The 21,786-nt window shown below is 60.9% G+C and carries 19 protein-coding genes and 1 tRNA gene; 11 read left to right on the top strand and 9 right to left on the bottom strand.

Annotated elements, in window-relative coordinates; all coding sequences use genetic code 11:
- Nucleotides 1-14: 14 nt before the first annotated feature.
- The gene (locus tag OQ287_RS13745) at nucleotides 15-1,838 is read left to right on the top strand and encodes a glycoside hydrolase family 15 protein (RefSeq protein WP_265896819.1); all 1,824 of its coding nucleotides are present in this window, start codon (nucleotides 15-17) and stop codon (nucleotides 1,836-1,838) included.
- On the opposite strand, the gene OQ287_RS13740 is transcribed toward OQ287_RS13745, so the two are convergent.
- Nucleotides 1,835-2,416, bottom strand: coding sequence for a gamma-glutamylcyclotransferase (locus OQ287_RS13740; protein WP_265896818.1), 582 nt, complete (start codon nucleotides 2,414-2,416; stop codon nucleotides 1,835-1,837). The two genes, OQ287_RS13745 and OQ287_RS13740, sit on opposite strands and share 4 nt — an antisense overlap.
- A gap of 69 nt (nucleotides 2,417-2,485) precedes the next feature.
- Nucleotides 2,486-2,812: a c-type cytochrome gene (locus tag OQ287_RS13735; protein WP_265896817.1), complete on the bottom strand. Its 327-nt coding sequence runs from the start codon at nucleotides 2,810-2,812 to the stop codon at nucleotides 2,486-2,488.
- A 184-nt stretch (nucleotides 2,813-2,996) separates the two neighbouring features.
- On the opposite strand from OQ287_RS13735, the gene OQ287_RS13730 reads away from it, so the two are divergent.
- Nucleotides 2,997-3,073: transfer RNA gene (locus OQ287_RS13730), tRNA-Arg, on the top strand.
- Nucleotides 3,074-3,129: 56 nt separating this feature from the next.
- Here the strand turns inward: OQ287_RS13730 and OQ287_RS13725 are convergent.
- A complete protein-coding gene (locus OQ287_RS13725) occupies nucleotides 3,130-4,830 on the bottom strand; it encodes a methyltransferase domain-containing protein (RefSeq protein WP_265896816.1) in 1,701 nt (566 codons plus the stop codon).
- A gap of 229 nt (nucleotides 4,831-5,059) precedes the next feature.
- Here OQ287_RS13725 and OQ287_RS13720 point away from each other — a divergent pair, with 229 nt between their 5' ends.
- From OQ287_RS13720 to OQ287_RS13710, 3 genes are all read left to right on the top strand, one after another.
- Nucleotides 5,060-6,667, top strand: a complete 1,608-nt coding sequence (locus OQ287_RS13720; protein WP_265896815.1) for an ArnT family glycosyltransferase — start codon at nucleotides 5,060-5,062, stop codon at nucleotides 6,665-6,667.
- Nucleotides 6,668-6,757: 90 nt separating this feature from the next.
- Nucleotides 6,758-7,297, top strand: a complete 540-nt coding sequence (locus OQ287_RS13715; protein ID WP_265896814.1) for an MAPEG family protein — start codon at nucleotides 6,758-6,760, stop codon at nucleotides 7,295-7,297.
- Nucleotides 7,298-7,474: 177 nt separating this feature from the next.
- A complete protein-coding gene (locus OQ287_RS13710; protein ID WP_265896813.1) occupies nucleotides 7,475-8,581 on the top strand; it encodes a cobalamin-independent methionine synthase II family protein in 1,107 nt (368 codons plus the stop codon).
- A gap of 80 nt (nucleotides 8,582-8,661) precedes the next feature.
- On the opposite strand, the gene OQ287_RS13705 is transcribed toward OQ287_RS13710, so the two are convergent.
- Together OQ287_RS13705 and OQ287_RS13700 are read right to left on the bottom strand one after the other, a co-directional pair.
- Entirely contained in the window at nucleotides 8,662-9,465 is an 804-nt protein-coding gene (locus OQ287_RS13705) for a DODA-type extradiol aromatic ring-opening family dioxygenase (protein ID WP_265896812.1), read from the bottom strand.
- Between the two features lie 31 nt (nucleotides 9,466-9,496).
- Entirely contained in the window at nucleotides 9,497-9,934 is a 438-nt protein-coding gene (locus OQ287_RS13700; protein ID WP_265896811.1) for a DoxX family protein, read from the bottom strand.
- 102 nt (nucleotides 9,935-10,036) lie between these two features.
- Here OQ287_RS13700 and OQ287_RS13695 point away from each other — a divergent pair, with 102 nt between their 5' ends.
- The gene (locus OQ287_RS13695; protein WP_265896810.1) at nucleotides 10,037-10,930 is read left to right on the top strand and encodes a LysR family transcriptional regulator; all 894 of its coding nucleotides are present in this window, start codon (nucleotides 10,037-10,039) and stop codon (nucleotides 10,928-10,930) included.
- Nucleotides 10,931-10,950: 20 nt separating this feature from the next.
- Here OQ287_RS13695 and OQ287_RS13690 read toward each other — a convergent pair whose 3' ends face one another.
- The gene (locus OQ287_RS13690) at nucleotides 10,951-11,487 is read right to left on the bottom strand and encodes an HPP family protein (RefSeq protein ID WP_265896809.1); all 537 of its coding nucleotides are present in this window, start codon (nucleotides 11,485-11,487) and stop codon (nucleotides 10,951-10,953) included.
- A gap of 275 nt (nucleotides 11,488-11,762) precedes the next feature.
- Between OQ287_RS13690 and OQ287_RS15300 the strand changes: the two genes are divergently transcribed.
- The 3 genes from OQ287_RS15300 to OQ287_RS13670 all read left to right on the top strand — a co-directional run bounded on the left by OQ287_RS15300 (nucleotide 11,763) and on the right by OQ287_RS13670 (nucleotide 15,493).
- On the top strand, nucleotides 11,763-13,094 hold the full coding sequence (locus OQ287_RS15300; protein WP_322974131.1) for a methyl-accepting chemotaxis protein: 1,332 nt from the start codon (nucleotides 11,763-11,765) through the stop codon (nucleotides 13,092-13,094).
- A gap of 106 nt (nucleotides 13,095-13,200) precedes the next feature.
- On the top strand, nucleotides 13,201-14,208 hold the full coding sequence (locus OQ287_RS13675; RefSeq protein WP_265896808.1) for a cation diffusion facilitator family transporter: 1,008 nt from the start codon (nucleotides 13,201-13,203) through the stop codon (nucleotides 14,206-14,208).
- Nucleotides 14,209-14,608: 400 nt separating this feature from the next.
- The gene (locus OQ287_RS13670) at nucleotides 14,609-15,493 is read left to right on the top strand and encodes a sulfite exporter TauE/SafE family protein (RefSeq protein ID WP_265896807.1); all 885 of its coding nucleotides are present in this window, start codon (nucleotides 14,609-14,611) and stop codon (nucleotides 15,491-15,493) included.
- A 95-nt stretch (nucleotides 15,494-15,588) separates the two neighbouring features.
- Here the strand turns inward: OQ287_RS13670 and nhaC are convergent, their stop codons facing one another.
- Nucleotides 15,589-17,103: a Na+/H+ antiporter NhaC gene (gene nhaC / locus OQ287_RS13665; RefSeq protein ID WP_265896806.1), complete on the bottom strand. Its 1,515-nt coding sequence runs from the start codon at nucleotides 17,101-17,103 to the stop codon at nucleotides 15,589-15,591.
- 103 nt (nucleotides 17,104-17,206) lie between these two features.
- Nucleotides 17,207-17,806: a cell wall hydrolase gene (locus OQ287_RS13660; protein ID WP_250938329.1), complete on the bottom strand. Its 600-nt coding sequence runs from the start codon at nucleotides 17,804-17,806 to the stop codon at nucleotides 17,207-17,209.
- 190 nt (nucleotides 17,807-17,996) lie between these two features.
- Between OQ287_RS13660 and OQ287_RS13655 the strand changes: the two genes are divergently transcribed.
- A complete protein-coding gene (locus OQ287_RS13655; protein ID WP_250938330.1) occupies nucleotides 17,997-18,896 on the top strand; it encodes a DMT family transporter in 900 nt (299 codons plus the stop codon).
- A gap of 25 nt (nucleotides 18,897-18,921) precedes the next feature.
- On the opposite strand, the gene OQ287_RS13650 is transcribed toward OQ287_RS13655, so the two are convergent.
- Nucleotides 18,922-20,097 (bottom strand): globin domain-containing protein, encoded by a 1,176-nt coding sequence (locus tag OQ287_RS13650; RefSeq protein ID WP_265896805.1) that lies wholly within the window; start codon nucleotides 20,095-20,097, stop codon nucleotides 18,922-18,924.
- A gap of 149 nt (nucleotides 20,098-20,246) precedes the next feature.
- Here OQ287_RS13650 and norR point away from each other — a divergent pair, with 149 nt between their 5' ends.
- Nucleotides 20,247-21,767: a nitric oxide reductase transcriptional regulator NorR gene (norR, locus tag OQ287_RS13645; protein WP_265896804.1), complete on the top strand. Its 1,521-nt coding sequence runs from the start codon at nucleotides 20,247-20,249 to the stop codon at nucleotides 21,765-21,767.
- Nucleotides 21,768-21,786 lie beyond the last annotated feature (19 nt).

The following is a 21,786-nucleotide window of genomic DNA, read 5'->3' as shown; positions in this document are numbered from 1 at the left end:
TGGATCACGACCGAATGACGCTGACCCGTACCTGTCTTACCCCTCGCCGCCATGAAGGCTACGCCGACCTTGAAGATTATGCCGCCATTGGTGAGGGGCGTTCTGTTGCCCTGGTGGGTATGGATGGCGCCATCGACTGGTGGTGTGCGCCCAATATGGATAGCCCGCCGCTGTTTGATCGCCTGCTTGATGCCCGGCATGGCGGTCATTTCACCCTGGTGCCCGAGGCCGACAGCTACCGGGTCGAGCGGCGCTACCGAGACAACAGCAACGTGCTGGAAACCTGCTTCATTACCGACCAGGGCCGTGCCCGGATCACGGAATCCATCAACAGCAACACGGCGGGGCGTCTGCCCTGGTGCGAGCTGGCCCGGCGGGTGGAAGGTCTTGAAGGTGAAGTAACCTTTCGCATCGACTTCGTGCCCGGCACCCGTGCAGGCACCGTCAGCCCCTGGCTTCAGGATACCCCCATCGGCAAGGTCTATAACATCGGGCCGCTGATGGTCATGATGCGCCATAGTGATGATGTGAAGGTTCTGCTGGTCGACGACCGTGAACTGAGCGCGCGGCTGACGACCCGAAAGGGTTCGCGTTCCATGGTGGCCCTGCTGGCCGCCGAAGGCGAGCCGCTGGCCGTTCCGCCGATCGACAGGATCGATGAGCGCATCGACGTCAGTGATTTTGCCTGGCGTGACTGGGCCGAGAAGCTGAACTACGACGGCGAGTTCAAGCCGCGGGTGCTGCGTTCGGCGCTGGCACTCAAGTTTTTGCTTTATTCCCCCAGTGGGGCGATTGCCGCCGCCGCTACCACATCGCTGCCTGAAGGCATCGGCGGCGAGAAGAACTATGACTACCGTTACGCCTGGGTGCGTGATGCCTGCCTGGTGATCAAGGCCTTCGTGCATGCCGGGGCGCTGGAAGAATCCAAGGCGGCCTTTTCCTGGCTGACGGCCACCATTCGGCGTCACGGGCCGAACATGCGTGCCTGCTACACCCTGCAGGGTGAACTGGTGCCGGCGGAAACTTTCCCGCCCCTGCATGGCTACCGGGGATCGCAGCCGGTACGCATCGGCAATAATGCCAAGGACCAGCTTCAGACCAGCATGTACGGTGACATGCTGGCGACGGCCTCCCTGTTCATTGATGCCGGCCACGTCATTGATCTGGAAACCGCCCGATTGCTGGGTGATCTGGCCAACCAGTGTGCCGATCGCTGGCGGCAGGTGGACTGTGGCATCTGGGAGCTGCCGGAGCAGCACCACTATACCCACTCCAAGATGGCCTGCTGGCTGGCACTTGATCACGCCGTGCGGCTAGCCGAAGCCGGCCATATCGAACAGACCTGGCAAGGACGCTGGCAGCGTGAGCGTGACCGCATCGCCGACTGGATCAATACCCACTGCTGGTCAGAGACTCGGCAGGCCTACACCTTCTATCCCGGCACCGATAAGCTGGACGCCGCGATGTGCCTGACGCATCGCTTCTGTACGCAGGTCAGCCCCGAGCGAATGCAGGCCACCTTCAAGGCCCTTCAGGAAGAACTGGGACGGGGCCCGCTGATGTATCGCTACTCCGGGGCCGAGCAGGAAGAAGGCGCATTTCTGGCCTGTTCGTTCTGGCTGGTTGAAGCGCTGGGGGCTACCGGGCAATGTGATCAGGCCACTCGCCTGATGCAGGCCGCCGTGGAAACCTGTGACGGTAACCTGGGGCTGATGCATGAAATGATTGATCCGGATACCGGCGCAGCGCTGGGCAACTTCCCCCAGGGGTTGAGTCATCTGGCGTTCATCTGTGCGGCCAATGTGCTGTCCGGCGGCAAAAGCGAGGAAGCCGACTAGCGGCTGGCTTCCCCGGCCAGCAGCAGGCGAAGGTGGCGCTCGATGGCAAAGACATGCGCGTCATCATCGCCCAGCGTGCGCAGGGACTCGGCCAGATGCAGCAGATAATCCCGGTTCGGGCCGCTGGGCCCCTGGGCATCGGCAATATGGGCCGCAATGTCTGCCTCCGGCGCCTCGCCAAGCCAGGCAGCGTTATCTGCCGTGGCGCGATACACCAGCCCTTCGGCGGTGCTGCCATCGTCAAAATGGAGGGGAATGACCTCGCGCAGGTAACCGTTTTTCTCCCGTACATCAAGCGCCTGAAATACGGCCGGTGATACCAGATACCCCATGCCGTGACACACATGACCCGGTGCTTCGATGAGCGTGGCAACGCGGCCGGGGGCCTCCGGCGTGCCCCGGTGATCATGAGACCCCTGCCAGAAGCGGCGGGCATAATCGTGGATAAAGGCAGGCCGGCGCTCAAGGTAATCAAAGCCGGCCTTGTAGATCAGCGAGCCATACCCGAACAGCCACACGGTATCGTGTTCATCAAAGTGGGTCATGGCCTGGTTGAGGGCGGTGGTATCGAGAGACATGCGTGCTACCTGCAGGATAAATGTAAAGCCTGGCATAGTGTACCGGCAGGCAACAGCCTGCCGCGCACATCACTTCGAAGGCAGGGTGGCGCCGCTTTCCTGCAGCATGTAATCCACTGCGGCCTTCACGTCGTCCTCGGCAAGGTCCGGGTGGCCGCCCTTTGCCGGCATCCGGCCAATGCCGTGGATGGCATTGGCATATAATTTATCCACACCCTGATCGTCGATCAGTGACTGCCAGGTGCTAGTATTGCTCACGCTCATGCGGCCATGGCTGTGGCACATCGCGCAGTTATCCTGATAAATGGCCTCGCCATCCGGCTGAGCCTCACCGGCCAGCACGGGGGATGCACACACCAACAGCACTGCGGGTAACCACCTGCGGAAAAACGTCATCCAGATATCCTTTATCATGATCGACTGAAGCGGCAATGCTTATCGCCCTGCATGGGCGATACTGTAGCCCACCTCACCATGGGAAGGCACCTGGCAGGGCTGAACGTCGCGATAGCATCGCCCGATGGACAAGCCCGGTGTGGGTGCGTACAATGCCCACCGTCTGCCGCAATGGCAGCATCGCGCGCCCATAGCTCAGCTGGATAGAGTACTGCCCTCCGAAGGCAGGGGTCGAAGGTTCGAATCCTTCTGGGCGCGCCACTTTTTATATTCCTCGCTTATCTCCCCCTGTTTCTTCGACAAGCATTCATTAGTCATCACCGCTTTTTCTCTTTCATACCTTGCCATTCGGTCAACTGCTGGTTTGCCTTGAGCCGAAGACGCTGAAGCATCAGGGCTTCAAAGACGTTTTCCAGTGTGTCGTCGCCTTTAAGCATGGGTAACGAGGTGCGTGCTTCGGTGTAAAATTGCTTTTCCAGTGAGCTGCCCATGAATGCTATTTCCCACCACGTGATAATGCGTTCCCTGGCCTGCTCCATAAGCGCTTGAGAAGGCAGCTTGTCCGACTTGTCAGCGTTGGCTTGTTGCGTTGTGGGTAGCAGGTTCCAAAGATCGTTATTGCTCCAGCGTGCCCAGGGCAGGCAGTGATCAATACAATATGTGCTTTTTCTGGTAAGGCGTCGGCCTGTCCAGACGCATTCGACAGGATGATTCTCCCGCTGTTTTTCAGTAACGCACTTGCGCAATAGGCTGGTATCGCGTTTGGCTTCCTGCTGGAACAGGGTTTGATAAAGGTGGCCGATATCATGGGTAGGAACATAACCGCGCATTAGCTGAACCCATTCGTTCACTATGGCGGGATCTATCCAGCAGTTATGTTGGCTAAAGCAGTTCCAGAGTGCCATCGGTACACGAAAATAACCGAACCTGGCGAGGGTCTCCTTATCCAGCCGTTTGGGGGGCGGCATCAAGGTTACGGTTTTTCTGCGAACATGGAAGACCGGCCTTTCTCCTCCCGATCCGGGCCAGAAAATGTGTTTCACCGGCATACCCTTGATGGTGCTCACAGCATCACGAATGGCATTCATCAGCTCTTTCGCCAGCGCATTATCAAGTGGCTGGCCTATCCGCATATCAAGACCTGATACATCGGAAAGCGCCTTGAATGCGTCCTTGTTAAATCCGTAGCCGCGATTTCCGGGTGCCTGCCGCAGATCGTGTTCGAGAATCAGTGGCTTATAGAGTTTGATCCAGTAAAGGCCTACCGCGCCGAGCGGTATATCTACCCATTCATCCGTGCGGCCCATCACGATGCCGGGCATGTACTCTGCAATGGATGCCAGCGCACGCAGTAACCCCAGTTTGTAGGTTGAAGACTTGTTGTCATTGACGATGACATGACGCAGGAGCGATAGCGCCCCGGTGCCATCATCCGGGAGTGTAAATGCCAGCGTCTCCCAGCTTACCAGGGGCCGCTGTAGTAGATCGTCGTTTTGTACAGTAAGCAGGTGAGTCAGCGACCGATGACACGCCCAGCATTTAATCTGTTGAGGGTCGACCGGGTAGAAGATGCGTTCGTCCGAGCTGGGACCATGCCGCAGGGTAATCACCAGCAGACCACCAGGTGACAGCAATTCGGTCAGGATGCGAAAGGCACGCTCCTGCTCCTGTTCTGGCAGATACATCCACACCGCTGACACCAGAATCAGACTTACCTTGAAGCCGAGCTTGCGGACCTTGTTGAGTGCGGGAAGGGAGTCATCCATCCACTGCACTGATAAGCCAGCAGTGAAGGCCTCTCCTTTTTCCCTGAGGCCTGCTGCCGGTTCTACCGCCAGTACGTCCCACCCTCTTTTTGCCAGGGCCGCCGCATCGCGACCGCTGCCTGCGCCGATATCCAGCGCTAGCCCGTTCGGTTCTGGCAGGTGCTTAAGCCAGCTTCCATGAACATCATTGAAATCAAGTTTCTGATATTGCTCAAAGTAATAGCCTGCATTGTCCGAGTAGATGTCTTTCATGGATAAAGGCGACTTATGGTTGAAGAGGTGGAAGGTAGTTTAACGGCGTCGATTGTATCGACGTGACACCTTGCTTAAGTCTTTTTTTATATATCGCTCCGCGTGCCATTTCATTTTCCCTGAAATATGCCTGGTGCTCTCAATCGTCTATTACGGCGCCCAACGTAATACTGCTTTAAGCCCGCTGAGGCCATGATGGGGCCCGATATCACTCCTGACCGAGATCCTCATGGCTCTACCCCCTCACTTGCCGCCCACGCGGCTTTCACACCGACGTCGTACGCACTACGACCTGCTGATTCTTTCGCTGCTGTGGCTGGTGCTGGCCGCCAGTGCGCTGATGCGCCCGCTATTGCCCATCGATGAGACACGCTATGTTTCGGTCGCCTGGGAGATGTGGCAGGGGCATCACTTCTGGGTGCCGCTCATGAATGGCGCGCCCTACGCGGACAAGCCGCCGTTGCTGTTCTGGTTGATACATGCGGGCTGGGCGGTGTTCGGGGTCAATGACTGGTGGCCCAGGCTGATTTCGCCGCTGGCCTCGCTGGTGGGGCTGGTTCAGATCTACCGTATCGCCAGGGGGCTTGATTACGCGCCGGAACATGCCCGACTGGCGCCGCTGGTGCTGATGACCATGCTGCTGTGGCAGCTCTACAGTGGTGCGCTGATGTTTGATGTGCTGCTGAGTGCGTGCCTGCTGGGCGCCATCGCGACACTTATTCGAGGGGCATTCGATACCCGCCGCATCATGGTGTGTGGCCTGTGGGTGGGGCTTGCGCTGCTGGCCAAGGGGCCGGTGGCGCTGGTCACGCTGGCACCGGTGCTGTTGAGCAGCCCCTGGTGGCGGGCGGTGCCGTTTACCCGTGCCGAGTGGCGGCGGGTGCTCGGGGCGCTCGGTCTGGGAGTGGTCATGCTGCTGGGGTGGGCACTGGTGGCTGCCTGGCTGGGTGGGGGTGAGTTCGCTCGCATGCTGCTCTGGGGGCAGACCGTTGATCGTCTGCACAACTCGATGGCGCATGCCCGGCCGATGTGGTGGTACCTGCCCTGGCTTGTGCTGTTGATGTTTCCGTGGACGCTGTGGCCGTCCGCGCGGCCTGGCCTCCCGCGGCAGCGTCGTCAGCGCCTGGCCTGGTGCTGGGTATTGCCTCCGCTGGTGGTGTTCTCGCTGATCAGCGGCAAGCAGGTGCATTACCTCATGCCGCTGCTGCCCGGGGTGGCGCTGATGATCATGGATCGTCTGGCGCAGCAGCCCGAGCGGGCGGCGGGGTCCAAAAGGCCCGTTGCCCTGGCGATTGCGGCGCTGGGTGCGGTGGCGCTGGGGGCATTGCTGTTCGGCATTGGAGCCGTGGATACCACACTCATTCTGCCGTTCGGGGCTGTGCTTCTTCTCGGCATTGGGGTGCTGCTGTGGTGGCTGCCGGTGCGGTCATTGTTCGATACCGCCCGCACCCTGGCAATTGTCAGTACCCTTGCGCTGGTCGTGGTATTACAGGTGGTGCTGTCACCGCTGTGGCATCGCAATAGTGTGACGGGCCCGGGGCAGTTGATCGGTATACTTCAACGAGACGGTGTGCCGGTGGCCTTTGCTGGGGGCGATTATCAGGCCACGTTTCAGTTTGCCGGCCGGTTGAAGGCGCCGTTGATCGAGCTGTCCAGTGATGAAGCCCTGTGCCGGTTCCGGTCTGCCTCTCCCGAGGGATGGGTCGTGGGGCGTGCCCGGGATGAGGCATTTCGTGATGCGACCGCCTCGGCCCGCATGCACCGCTATGCCTACCGAAGTGGCACGCTGCTTATCCTGCCAGTGTCGGGTATCCGTGCCAGCACGGTGTGCCCATGATACGTGCTGACACCCGCTCGCCTGCCGTGCCCTGTGTTGTTATTTTTCAATGGAGGCATTCGCAAACCTGTTGCTGAGGGAGGTGGGGGCATGGCGCTTGATACCACACAACGCGGCGTCTTGCATGGCATGGCTCAGGGCATGTCGGTCGCGGTCATGCTGCTGGTGATCGGGGCATGGGCAGATCCGTTCTCTTTGGTGAGCCACGAGGCGATGTCGGCGCGGCTGGCGGTGGCGGTTGGCGCCAGTGCTGCCCCGGCGTTGTGCCTGATGGTGGCGGTCGGTCGGCTGGCATCGCACCGGTTCTTTCATGCCGGGGATATCGAAGGCAGTGGGCTGAGTGCGGGCTCGGCGCGCGCCCGGCTGTTGCAGGCGCTGTTGCAAAACACCCTGGAGCAGGCTGTGCTGGCACTCGTGGCGTATGCCCTGTGGGCGTCGGTCATGCCGTCATCGTGGCTGTCGGTGGTGCCTCTGGCAGCGCTGGCGTTTGTCGTGGGACGGCTGCTGTTTTTTGCCGGATATGCGCGTGGCGCTCCGGCACGTGCGCTCGGGTTTACGCTCTGCTTTTATACGTCGGCGTTGATGCTGGTAGCCTCGGCAGTTGCGCAGGTGGCCGCCCTGTGGGCATGAGATGACTCTCTACGATGACGCCGGTGCATGTCATGAATTTCATTCAGGTTCTCCTTGAAAAGACGCCAATGGCAGCCGGTGGCTGGCATTGGCATCATGAGTTGATGTGATATCGCATGTACACCGCCTGCCCGGGTTCCGGCTCCGGCGGGCATCGTTTTTCAAGGGGAAGGTTTCATGTCGTACCAGCCGCCGTTTCGCGCCGATATTGTCGGTAGTTTTCTTCGCCCGGCCGCGCTCAAGCAGGCTCGCACCGCGTTTCAGCAGGGCGCTATCGATGCCGCGGCGCTCAAGGCCGTGGAAGACCGTGAAATCCGACAGGTGGTTGCACAGCAGGAGGCGCTGGGGCTCAAGGTGGTCACGGATGGCGAGTTTCGCCGCGCCTGGTGGCACTTCGATTTTCTGGAGCACCTGGATGGTGTGACCGGGTATCAGGGCGAGCAGGGCATTCAGTTCCAAGGCGTTCAGACCTCGGCCAAACAGGTGCGTATTGATGGCAAGGTTGGGTTTGATTCTTCCCATCCCATGATTGAACACTTTCGCTACCTGAACAGTGTGGCCACGGTCACGCCCAAGATGACGATCCCCAGCCCGAGTGTGCTGCATTTTCGCAATGCCGCAAAAATCGACAGCGGTGTGTATCCTTCGCTGGAGGGGTTCTTCGCTGATCTTGCCGACGCTTACCGTGACGCGGTGCACGCCTTTTATCAGGCGGGTTGCCGCTATTTGCAGCTGGATGACACGGTGTGGGCGTATCTGTGTTCTGACAAGGAACTGGCCGCCGCCCAGGCTCGCGGCCTGGATACTGCCAACCTGCAGGCGATCTACGCCAGCGTGATAAATCACGCCCTCGCCGACAAGCCTGATGACCTTCACGTCAGCCTGCATGTGTGCCGTGGCAACTTCCGTTCGACCTGGATCAGCGAGGGCGGCTACGAGCCGGTAGCCGAGACACTGTTTGGCAGGGTAAACGTCGATGCCTGGTTTCTGGAGTACGACAGTGACCGTGCCGGGAGTTTCGACCCGCTGCGCTTCATACCCGAAGGCCATCAGCAGGCGGTACTTGGGTTGATCACTACCAAGGTGGGGGCGCTTGAAGATGAAGGCGCCGTACGGGCACGGCTTGAAGAGGCTACTCGATTTGTCGCGAAGGAACAGCTGTGCCTGAGCCCCCAGTGTGGCTTTGCCTCCACTGAGGAGGGCAATGATCTGGCCGAGCAGGCACAGTGGGAGAAGATTCGTTTAACGCTGGATATCGCCGAGCGCTTCTGGGGCCGGGTGTAGGCAGTAACAGGCGCGCCCATGACGCGATGAAGCCGGCGGCCCCGAACAGGGCCCGCCGGCTTTTTTACGGCCAGAGGCGGCTACGCGCTGCGTTGCAGGGAGGGCGTTCCGGCAGTGCGGGTGAACAGGTAGGCATCCATTGCCAGCGCCGTGTCCGCGACCACGGGATTGAAGCGCTCCGGCGCGCTTGCGTCGGCAGCGCCAAGCGTGACGAACAGTGGCAGCAGATGTTCATCGCTCGGGTGGGCGCGCTGTGCGTCCGGGGCGAGGTCACGGTAGTGCATCAGCTCGTCGTCCTGGCGGGTTTGAAGGTGGCTGCTGATCCAGTCCTGAAACGCTTCGACGTAGGCCGCGATGGTCGGGTCGCTACCGCGGATGTCCGCCAGATTGTGCGTCACGCTGCCCGAGCTGATCAGCAGGGTCTCTTCATCCAGTGCGCCGGCAAGCTGTTGGCCGAGCCGGTAATGCCACTCGGGGCGTTTACGGGCATTAATCGAGAGGCCGACGGTTGAAATGTCCGCTTCCGGATACAGATGGCGCAGTGGTGCCCACATGCCGTGGTCCAGTCCTCTGCGCGCATCTACCTGCGCCTCAAATTCGCAGGCGTTCAAGTGCTCCGCGATATCGTGGGCAAGCTCGGGCTCGCCTGGCGCGGGGTAGCGAATGTCATACAGCGGCGCGGGAAAGCCGTAGAAGTCGTGGATCGTCTCGGGTGCCTTGCTGGCGGTCAGGCGAAGCGGCGACGCGGTCCAGTGAGCCGAGACGATCAGAATGCGTGTTGGCCGCGGTAGACGTGACGCCAGTGCCTGCCAGGCGAGGGCGCTTTTACTGTGATCGAGCGCTTCGAGCGGTGAACCGTGAGAAATAAACAGTGCATGAGCCATGAGCATATCTCCTGTGATCGGCAGGCCGGGGTTAGTGGCGGCCAGCAAGACGCGCGATGGTGAGTTTGCCGCCGTCAAGAAAGCTCAAGGCCAGCGCGGTAGCCGCCAGGAACACCGGGTATTCCCAGCCGCCGTTGGGGGCGGTGAACATCCAGCCGTTGGCCAGGTGGGGCATGCTGGCACCGGCGAGTTCCGCCGCCAGAATCAGCGCGACCCAACGTACACGAACGCCCAGAATCAACAGTGCGCCACCGATCAGCTCAAGGCCGGTAATGGGCCAGGCCATCCAGGACGGCAGGCCGATGGAGGCGAAGAACTGCCCCGTACCCGGCAGCGTCCAGACCAGTACCTTGGTCAGGCCGTGGGCCAGAAACATGATGCCCAGCGCCAGGCGCAGCAGCAGTGCCGCGATGTCGTGCCCGGCCATGGAAGAAGGGGAGATTGCGTGCGTATCGGATGACGCCTTCATGATGTTTTCTCTGGTGGAGGTGACTGCGCATAGTGTGATTGCTTCTCGCATGTGGATAAACATGCTAATCAGAGAGTATCTATCCTCGATTTGGAAACAATCATGGACACCGTGGCAGCCTTGAAGGTCTTTTCCGAGGTGGCGTATCAGGGGGCGTTCATCGCCGCCGCCGAGCGACTGTCGATGTCGCGCTCCTCGGTCAGCAAGCACATCGCCTTTCTGGAACAGCGCTTCGGCGCACGTCTGATCAACCGAACGACCCGGCGGCTGAGTCTGACCGATGCCGGTCGGGAGGTGCTTGAGCGCGCCGATACCATCCTGCGCGAACTTTCAACGCTTGAGGGGGTGCTGCATGAGGATCGGGCCGTGATGGGTGGCCGGCTGCGGATCAGTGCGCCCCATGCCTTCGGCACGCGCTATCTGGGGCCATTGCTTGCCGAGTACCGGCAACGCTTCCCGTCGGTGGTGCTGGAACTGGTGCTCAGTGATCACCAGGTGGACCTGGTGGAGGATGGGTTCGATATGGCACTGCGGATTGGCGCACTGGAGGATTCCACGCTGATAGCACGGCGGATCGGGGATATCAGCCTGACCCTGTGCGCCTCGCCGGGCTACGTGGCGCGTCATGGCGCGCCGCAGCATCCCTGGGAGCTGTCACGGCACCAGGGGCTTCACTACCGCTATGCGCGCCACGGCCAGCGCTGGCATTTCATTCGAGACGGCAATCGCCACAGCGGCACGGCACAGGCCGGCGTCACGGCCAACAGCGGTGAAGTGCTGAGAGACATGGCCATTGCCGGCATGGGGATTACCCTGCAACCGGATTTTCTGCTTGAAGATGCGCTGGCGAGCGGACAACTGGTGCGCGTCATGCCGGATTACGGCCACACCGTGCTCGGGCTGTATTGCGTCTATGCCCACCGGGATCAGATGACGCCCCGCCTTCGGAGCATGATTGATCATCTACAGCAGTGGTTTGATGGGCCATCCCGGTAACCCGTCCCGTGCGCTGACGACTAGAACCAGTGCACCGGATAGCGGCGGTGGCGGGCCAGGTTGTTGATTACCACCGCGATCAGCAGCATCAACAGGCAGCCTGTGCCGACCGGAAAGAAGGCGTAGCTCCAGCCGATCTGGTGAAGCTCATCCGAGCCGATCACGGCAATCAGTGCCGTGGCACCGCCCGGTGGGTGCAGCGAGTGGGTCAGCTGCATGATCAAAATGGCGGTCGAGACGGCCACTGCCGCGGCCATCCAGTTGTCGCCGAGCAGTTGCCAGGTGAGCATCCCGCACAACGCCGAGAGCATGTTACCCAGCAGGACGTTGCGCGGCTGGGCCAGCGGACTTTCCGGCGCGGCGTACAAAAGCACCGAGGTAGCGCCGAAGGAGCCGACCATCAGCAGCGCATGGGCCTCGATGGATTGCGCGCTGATCCAGCCTACGCCGGCGATGCCAAGAAAGGCCCCGAGCCACGACCATAATGCGTCGCGCAGGGACGGAGGGGGGCGGTTGGCAGGTGCCCCTTTCATCTTGCCGAGATAGGGTTTGATCATGATTACGCCTTTTTGCACCAAAAAGAGGCGCATCCTGTCAAAGATAAGCAGATTTCTGAAATAACCATTGGCTATGGCCGAGCCGGAAATGCAGAGAAATTAATTTACGCTGATAAAGGATTATTTTTAATAATAAAAACCGATTCCGGCCATCAAGTGGCGCGGAGGGTGCGGTAGTGGGACATAAAGTGCGTGCAGTGCTGGCCGATGCTGCCTTTATAAATCACCTCTGAAAGCGGAGTCGCGATAGCGCGGCGGCCACGGGAGCGCTCTTCGTGATTCAGCTTAAATTTCCCCGTTACAACAAACGGCTTGTTACAGCGATTCATCGTTCCATGGCGGTCATCGAGTTTGATGCCGAGGGCATGATCCTGAGGGCCAACGAGCCGTTTTTGAAAACGACCCAATACACGCGGGATGCGCTGGTAGGACAACACCACAGCACGCTGTGCGAGCCCGACTACGCACACAGTGACGAATACGCCGCGTTCTGGGCCCGGTTGCGCCATGGTGAATGCTTCAGCGGGCGTTGCCGCCGTGTCAACGGCCAGGGCGAGCCGATCTGGCTGGAAGCCACCTATAACCCCATCCCCGACCGACGCGGGCGTATTTACCGGGTCGTGAAGATTGCGCGGGATATTACCGACGAGGTGCATGAGGAGCAGGAGATGAACAGCCTGCTGACGGCGATTGATCGCTCGATGGCAGTCATCGAGTTCAGCCCGGACGGCCACATTCTGAATGCCAACAAGAACTTTCTGGAGACCGTCGGCTACCGGTTGGACGAGCTGAAGGGCGCGCACCATCGGATGTTCTGCGATCGGGCCTATGCCAGCAGCGCTGCGTATAAAACCTTCTGGAGCGATCTGAACCGGGGGCAGTTCATGTCAGGCCAGTTCCAGCGGTTTGACAAGCGCGGCAAGCCCCTGTGGCTTGAGGCCACCTATAACCCGGTATTTGATGTGGATGGTCAGCTGTACAAGGTCATCAAGTTTGCCACCAACATCACCGAGCGGGTGCAGCGCGAAGGGGAGAGCATCCGCATGGCCAGCCGTATTTCCTCGGATACCCAGGCGTCGGTCAACGATGGCACGCGGGTCATCGATGGCGCGCAGCAGGAAATTCGCCATATTGCCGCCCAGGTGTCCAGTGCCTCCGGTCAGCTTGATGAGCTGCAGGCCCAGGTGGCGGATATCACGGCCATTGTCGAAACGATTCAGTCCATTGCTACCCAGACCAACCTGTTGTCGTTGAATGCGGCCATCGAGGCGGCCCGCGCCGGCGAGCAGGGCAACAGCTTTGCCGTGGTGGCCCAGGAGGTACGGCAGCTGGCGCAGCGTACGTCACAGGCCACGGAAGATATTGCCGACACCATCAGCCTGTTGCAGAACCTGACGAAAGGCGCGCACAGCAGCATGCATGTGTGTCTGGATCGGGTTGAGAACGGTGTGCGGCTGGCAGGTGATGCGAGTACGGCCATCGGAAGGATCAGTGCCAATGCCGACGAGGTGGTAGACGTTATTCTTCACATGTCCTCCATGGATGAGGATGCGGCAGCACAGCAGGTCGCGACCACCCGTCAGGCAGGTGACCCCGTGAAGGCATGACTGCGGGCCGCCGAGGCCTCATCTCCCCACATAACTCCGCAGGCCGTGGCTGAATATGCCAGACTTGCCCCAGCGCTTCTGGCGATCCGTATTCCGGGGAGATGATATGGCCGACCACGACCACGACCACGACCACGACCACGACCATGACCACGACCACGACCACGACCACGACCACGACCACCATGGCCATCACCATGGGCTGGGTGGCCATCATCATGGCAGTGGCAAGGTTCTGATTTTTTCACTGTTGTTTACTACGGCCTTTGCGGTGGTGGAGGTTATTGGCGGGGTCTGGTCCAACTCCCTGGCGCTGCTGTCGGATGCCGGCCACATGCTGACTGATTCAGCCTCGCTTGGTGTCGGGGCGCTGGCGTCCTGGCTGGCGACCCGGCCGGCATCAAGACGCCATTCCTGGGGGTTGCAGCGTGCCGAGGTCATGGGGGCGCTGTTCAATGTGGTGTTCATGTATGCGGTGGTCATTGCGGTAGTGATCAGTGCCATCGGGCGGTTCATGTCACCGCAGGACGTGGGTGGTCTGACGGTCATGGGCATCGCGGTACTGGGACTGATCGTCAATCTGGTGGTGGGTTATATCCTGATGCGTGGCGAGCAGACCATGAACGTGCGTGGTGCACTATTGCATGTGCTGGGCGATCTGCTGGGGTCAGTGGCCGCCATCGTGGCCGGCGTGGTGATCTGGCTGACCGGCTGGATGCCGATTGATCCGCTGCTGTCTCTGCTGGTCAGTGGCCTGATTCTGGTGTCGGCCACGAAGCTGCTGATGGAAGTCACCCGGGTACTGATGGAAGGCGTCCCGAAGGGCATCAATGCGCTTCAGGTGCAGGCAGCGCTGGCGGATGCCCCCGGCGTTGTGGCCATACATGATCTGCATATCTGGTCGGTTTCCTCCAGTGAGGTCGCGTTGTCGGCCCACTGTGTCATCACCGACATGGCGCAGTGGCAGCCGCTGCTGGATGATGTTACATCGCTGCTTGAGACCCGGTTCGGCATTTCCCATATTACGCTTCAGCCCGAGATCGCCGGCCATGCCGGTGCCTGCGGCCAGCACGACAGCTGTGGCGTGCCCGAGGCGTCTTCCTTCTCCTCCTGATGGATCTGACGACGGTTCGCGCGACGGCTCCGGATGAGCCATCGGCGGCCGTTGGATGCCGCCATCAGGCATCTTCGTCCCCCCCTTCGCTTTCCCTTCCTTATATCGTTCTGTCCTCGACACCCTGGTTGCCCTGATCGGTGAGTATCGTCACGGATGCGACCATTTCATGAACAGCAGGAATGGATCACGCCGTATGCATGAGCAACCTTTATGGCGATATGACCATGGCATCAGAGGGCACCTGTCCACGGCCGACTGTGTGGTTTGTATATAACGATATCGATAATCATCATTTTTATTTCTGCCTGAAAAATGGGATATATGGATCATGTTTTTAATTCCATATGGTTATTAGTGTGCGTAGGGCACCGCGACGCCCGCGTACAGGAGCAGACACATGCAGCGTTTGATTCTCTTTGGGGTGGCCGGGTTCGTGGCTCAGCTGGTAGATGGTGCCATCGGGATGGGGTATGGCCTGACGTCTTCTTCCATGCTGCTGGCGATGGGCATTACACCGGCCGTGGCATCGGCATCCATTCACCTGGCGGAAATCGCCACGACCGCCGCCTCGGGGGTATCACATGTCAAGCTGGGTAATGTGGACCGCTCACTGGTGCGGACCCTGATCGTGCCCGGTGCCGTGGGTGCCTTTGTAGGCGCCTGCTTTTTGAGCAATATCCCCGGCAGGCTGGTGGCGCCTTTCATTGCCGTGGGGCTGCTGCTGCTGGGCGTCTATGTGATGGCGCAGTATCTGCTGCGTCCGGCGCGCCGGACGCCGGGCAGTCTCCGGGTGTCGGCGTGGAAAATGGCCCCACTGGCAGTGGTGGCCGGGTTCTTTGATAGCGTAGGCGGCGGTGGCTGGGGGCCGATTTCCACGCCGGTGCTGCTGGCGCACCGGGGAAGTGATCCGCGCAAGGTGGTGGGCTCGGTGGATGCCAGTGAGTTCTTCGTGACCGTGGCTGGCACGCTGGGCTTTGTCATTGCGCTCGGGCTTGATGACATCAACTGGCAGTGGGTCGGCATTTTTGCGGTGAGCGGCCTGCTGGCGGCGCCGCTGGCCGCCTGGCTGGTGCGATTGATGCCGGTACAGCTGCTGGGTGTGGTGGTCGGAGGCGCCATTATCCTGACCAACAGCCGGACATTGATGATGTCGCAGTCAGTCTCCTCCGAGGTGGCCACGCTGGTGTACGGGGTTCTGCTGGTGGGATGGGCATTGGCGCTGGGTGTGGCCGGGCGGCGGGTTTATCGCTTGCGCCGAGTGATGCTTTCAGAGGCGCTGTAGTCATCATCGTTGGCGACAGGGCCGGGAGGGAGGGTGCATGCATGAAAACGCGGACGCCAGAGGCGTCCGCGTTTGGCGTGCCGACAGGACAGGTATCAGGGCGTGTCGTGCACCAGCTCTTCACGGCCGTCAGGGCCTTTATCGCCGTCTTCGAGTGCATCGATATTGGCGGGGAAGTCGCTGTTGGGCCGTTTTTCCTCGTCGCGCCTGTGCGAGAAAAGCCCGAACTGGGCATACATGATGCTCAGTACCGGAGACAGCCAGCAGGCAAAGGCCAGCGGAATATACATCAGGGCGCTCATGTCGCCATTGCTGATATCAAGGCCCAGGGTAGTGATGACAAAGGCGCCGCCCACGTTCCAGGGGATCAGCGGTGATATCAGCGTACCGCCTTCCTCGATGGCGCGGGTCAGGTTGAGTCGCGAGTAGCCCATCCGCTCATAGGCTGCCACGTACATGCGTCCGGGCAGGGCGATGGACAGGTAGACATCACCGGCCACGGCATTGACAAACATGGGGGTCAGTACCGCGCTGGTCTGCAGGGCACGAAAGCTTCTGGCCTTGTCGGTAATGGTCAGAACGATCTTCTCAAGGCAGCGGGTCTTTTCAAGGATGCCGCCAAAGATCAGCGCGAAGATGATCAGAGTCACGACCCAGGTCATCGAGGTGACACCTCCCCGGTTAAGAAGGGTATCCAGCATGCCCAGACCGGTATCGATGGTGTAGCCACTGTGGGCATAGGTCAGTACGTCATGAAAGGAATCGCCCTGAGTCAGGATGGCGATGATGCCGCCGACAAAGGTAGCGGTGAACAAGGCCGGGATCGGTGCGACCTTCATGAAGGCCAGCCCCAGTATGATCATCAGCGGAATCAGCTGCCAGAACCCCAGTGAAAAGCTGTCATCCAGCCCTTCACGCATGCTGCTGATGCGGGACAGTGACGCGGCGGCTTCCTGGTCGACCCCGCCCACCCAGGCGTAAATGACCAGGGCGATCAGCATGGCCGGCACGGTGGTCGGCAGCATGTTCTTGATGTGGTCGAAAATATTGGTTTCGGTAACGGCGGGGGACAGGTTGGTGGTATCAGACAGCGGTGACATCTTGTCGCCGAAAAACGCGCCGGATACGACGGCACCGGCCGTCCAGTACACGGGCACGCCCAGTGCCGTGCCGATCCCCATCAGGGCCAGTCCCACGGTACCGATGGTGGTCCACGAGGACCCGACCACCAGGGAAACAACGGCGCACATCAGCATGCTGGCCGCCAGAAACCACTGCGGGCTGATGATTTCCAGTCCGTAGTAGATCAGGGTCGGGACCGTGCCACTGGCGATCAGTACCCCGATCAGCATGCCGACCACGATCAGCGTGGCCACGGCGGGCATGGCAACGTGCAGCAGCTTGAAGCCCCCGGCTTCCATATCAGCCCAGCGATAGCCGCGAGCCCACCCGAAGATGGCGGCGATGGCCGCGCCCAGGGCCAGTGGTATATGGGGGGTGAAATCGCCGTAGTAGAACAGCTGGATGGCCAGCAGACCGATGGCCAGCGCGATGGGGAGTAACGCCATGGACAGGGAGGGAAGGGCAATGGTCTTGTTATCATTATTCATGCTGGGTAGACCTTCTGGTAGGCGTCAGGATAAGCAGATGGACAGTGTCATGCGTGATGATCATGTGAAAAAGTGGTTGGACATGTGGCGCATTACCTTGCCTTTACGGACGATAAAATTCAAAGGCCCGTGTTTCGGCGGTCTTCGTGAAGCTGTCAGCCCAGTACGGAAACACGTTTTTCTGATGGAAGAACAGCGCGCCATGGGTGGGGTCGGGCAGGGTTCCGTTCAGGGCTCGCCGGGCAATCTCGCGGGCAATGTCGTATTCATCCGGTTCGCGTACCTGATCCGGCCGGCCATCACACCACCACGAGAACTGGCAATGCCCGGTTTCCGATCCCTGTTGCACTACCTCGCAGATGGTATCGGGAAAGCCGCTGCTGCCCAGGCGATTCATCATTACGCTGGCGACGGCTTCCATTTCCTTTCGGCCGGCTCCCTTGGCTTCCCAGTAGATCGAGCGGGACAGGCAGCTGATCGGGTCATCCAGCGGTGCCTGGCCGAGCGGGTCGGCCGCCTTCACCCCTTCTTTGGTCAATACCACATGCGGGGCATGGGCCGGGCTGCTTGAAGAGGCGCCCTGTTCCAGAATTTCTGCCTTTTTGACGGCAAGTGCAGCCAGTTGAGACGATGAGGCGGCCATCAATGACGGCGCCAGGGTCATTGTCAGCACACCAAGGATCAGCGATATCCTGCGGGTCATCCGAACATCTCCGGCGTGAATGGGATTTTCATATTACGCATCCCCGCGCGTGCCGGGAACTCCCCGACGGCAATACCCGGCATGCGCTTGCCGCCTGGCTTCAGGGGCGATGGTCGTAATACGGGCACCGGCTCGCTAGACTCGATAGTGTCATCTACAGGGCAGCACAACACGAGTGACGGGAGCATCGATGCAGCAACAGGAACGACAGGCCAGTCTGGCCGTGGTCATCATCGGGGCCCTGTGGGGGCTTTACTGGTGGCCGGTACGGGCACTGGAGGGCACCGTGCTGGAAGGGGCCTGGGGCACGCTGGCCATTGTCACGGTCTCGACACTGACGCTGCTGCCGGCAGCCTGTCGCCGTCGCCGCATTCTGGCGGACTGTCCATGGTCGACCCTTGCCATCATTGCGCTGGGAGGTGCCGGATTTGCGCTGTACTCGATCGGACTGTCCTACGGCCGGGTGGCCATTGTTATTCTGATGTTCTACCTCACTCCGGTCTGGAGCACCCTGATCGGTCGGTTGCTGGGCTGGCCGACGCCCTGGAGTCGCTATGTGGTGATCGTGCTCGGGCTGGCCGGTCTGCTGCTGGTGCTGGGCGGTGGTGGCACCCTGCCGATACCGCGGAACCTGGGGGACTGGCTCGGGCTGGCCTCGGGGCTGATGTGGGCGGTGTGTTCGATCGGCATGCGCCTTCGCCCGATGCCCGGTGCGCTGGAATCCACCTTTGTCTTCTCGGCCGGTGCGGCATTGATGTCGCTGATTCTGGCTCTGGTGATCGGGGCACCGATCAGCCGGCTCGCCGAGATCGACTGGGCGCAGGCCGGTGGATGGGTTGGCGTGACCGGTGTGCTCTGGTGGGCCATGATGCTGTCCGTGCTGCTGTGGGCCAACGCCCGGCTGGAGCCGGCGCGACTGGCCATTTTACTGATGAGTGAGGTGATCGTCGGGGTGATGTCGGCGGCACTCTGGGCCGGCGAGCCACTGGGTACCATCGAAATGGCCGGTGGCGCGCTGGTCGTGGCGGCTGCCCTGCTGGAGGTCTACCCGGCGCGGGGCAGGACAGAACAGCCGCCTTCGGGGCATTGAGTCTCCTCAGTGGCCCGAGATCCGGTCACGAGGTTGGCAGCTGCAGTGGGCCGAAGCATTCGTAATGCCGGTGGGCTTCGGGAATGCCCAGCTCTTCCAGCAGGGCATTCATGTCGCTCATGAACCCGGCCGGGCCGGTAAAGTAGCAGTCAGGGGTCTTGTCTACCGTTATCACATCTTCCAGCAGGGCTCGGTCAATGCGTCCGGAGGGTTCGCCTGCCGGGTCCTCATGGCTGAAGCGATGAATGATCAGCAATCGATCACCATACTCGGCGCGCAGCGATTCCAGTTCTTCCCTGAAAACCAGGGTGGCCGGGGAGCGGGTGCTGTGCAGGTAGGTGACCTGTCGCCCCTGGGCCAGTGCCTGCCTGGCCAGGGGCAGCATCGGTGTCTGACCGATGCCGGCACTGAGCAGCACCACGGGTGTAGTGCGCCGGTCCAGCGTCAGCAGGCCGATCGGTGCGGTGAGATGCACGGATTGTCCGACCGTGAGACCGTGATGGATGGCCTGGCTGATCTGCCCATGGGCCTCTTCCTTGACGGTAATCCGGTAGGTTGCACTGCCGGGCTGCCCGGTCAGGCTGTACTGGCGGTAATGCAGGTGGCCGTCGTGCTTCAGGCGAAGACCGATGTACTGACCGGGTAGAAAATCCGCCAGAGGCTGCCCGTCGGCGGGGGCCAGTGTGACACTCAGGATACCTTCGGCGGCAGCCTGCCGATCCACCACGTCAAATTCCCGAAATCCTCGCCAGCCCCCGGGCCTGCGCTCCTGATCGTGATAGAGCCGTTCCTCGCCGTCGATCAGATCGTCCGCCATGGACCAGTAAAGTGCCTGCCAGGCATCGCGAACGTCCGGTGTAAAGGCTGCGCCCAGTACCTCGGCGGCGGCTTCCAGCAGGCACTCCCCGACGATCCGATAATGATCCGGCTGGACGTGCAGGGCGACGTGCTTGTGTGTGATGGGTGCCAGTACGGCGTCACGGGCGATGGGATCATCGTAATTGAGCGCGTAGGCGACAATGGACTGACCCAGGGCCCGCGGCTGGGCGCCGGTCTGCTGATGGCGCGGATTGAATCGCGGCTTTATCTCCGGGTAGCGATCAAACATGGCCGGATAGAATCGCGTGGTGATGGTAGTGATATGCTGTGCAACGACCGGGGCCGTAGCGGCGATGATGTGGCGTTGTTGAACGGTCAGCATGGGGCGGTCCTCTGGAGGATGAGTAGTGTCACCTTTCAGGGAGCAAGCAGCGTGCCAATAATCAAGTTTTTGTTTTTAATGGATTTTTTTGCTGCTTGTTGTTCTTTTGACCCCATGACGTGCTGTCGTTATGACAACGGGTAGTTCAAATGACAACGATTTATAGTGAGATTCAGAACCTGCTGGCCAGGCTCACCCTCAATCAGTCCCCTTCCTGGCAGTCCCTGCTGGATGTGCTGCTTACCCAGTACCCTGGAGACGCGGCCACTTTGATGGTCTGTGAGGGCGAGGAGCTGGTCCCTGTCGCGATTCACGGGCTGCAGGAAGACGTGCTGGGCCGGCGGTTTCATCCGGCATCACATCCACGCCTGGCCGACATCGCAGCTACTGACGGCGTGCGGCATTTTGCCACCGACGAGCCCCTGCCTGACCCTTTCGACGGCCTGATCAGCGGGGCGCCGGACGCACTTCACGTGCATGACTGCATGGGGGTGGCACTTCGGGCCGGCCCCCGGGTGGTGGGCATGCTGACACTGGACGCGCTGATGCCGGGGCAACTGGATTCGGTCGACCACGACGAACTGAAGGCCATTGCCGGATTGCTGGGTACGAGCCTCGACATGGCCATGAAGGCCCGTCAGACACGTGCCCGGCTTCAGGATGTGCTGTCTCATACCGGCCGTACTCCGCTCGTTCAGCGGGTCACCGGCCGCAGTGCCGTGATGCGGCGGCTGGATGATGAGTTGACCCTGGTGGCGCAGAGCGAACTGAGTGTGCTGATTCACGGTGAAACCGGCACCGGCAAGGAGCGCGTAGCCACGCAGGTACACTGGCGCTCTGCCCGACGCGACGGGCCGCTGATCAAGCTCAACTGTGCGGCCCTGTCCCCGAATCTGATCGAAAGCGAGCTGTTCGGGCACGTTAAAGGTGCGTTCTCCGGGGCACTCAGCGCGCGACGTGGGCACTTTGCGCTGGCCGATGGCGGCACCCTGTTTCTGGATGAGGTCGGTGAACTGCCACTGGCGCTGCAGCCCAAGCTGCTTCGCGTATTGCAGGAAGGAGAATTTCAGCCCCTGGGCAGCGAGCAGATGCGGTCGGTCAATGTGCGGGTCGTGGCGGCCACCAACCGGGATCTGGAAGACGAGGTGGCCGAGGGCCGGTTTCGGGCGGATCTGTATCACCGGCTGTGTGTCTACCCGCTGCATATCCCGCCCCTGAGGTTACGCGGGCAGGATATTCTGCTGCTGGCCGGTACCTTTCTGGAAGAAAACCGGGCCCGCTTCGGGCTGCACAACCTGCGCCTGTCGGCCTCGGCCGAAGCGGCGCTGCTCGCGCATGACTGGCCCGGCAACGTGCGTGAGCTTGAGCATGTCATCAGTCGAGCCACGCTCAAGGCGCGCCCCCAGGCCGGTGAGATTCTGACGCTTGCCGCGGATCATCTGGAGCTTGTTCGCCATTCGGTTTTATCGGTCACGGACATGTCTCGGGTCGCCGGTGCAGTATCTGCTGATGATATCGTGCCGCTTCGTGAGGCTGTGGACGCCTTCCAGCGTCAACATATTCAAACCACGCTGGAGGTTGCCGAGGGCAACTGGGCCGAAACGGCGCGGCTACTGGGCGTGGATCGGGGCAACCTGCATCGGCTGGCATCACGGCTGGGGCTGAAGTAAATCGGCGGGAAGGGAGGCT

Origin of the sequence: Larsenimonas rhizosphaerae (assembly GCF_026240105.1) — a bacterium.
In the GTDB taxonomy this organism is placed as follows: domain Bacteria; phylum Pseudomonadota; class Gammaproteobacteria; order Pseudomonadales; family Halomonadaceae; genus Larsenimonas; species Larsenimonas rhizosphaerae.
The sequence above is the reverse complement of the archived record's forward strand: the minus strand, read 5'-3'. Positions and strand labels throughout refer to the sequence as shown.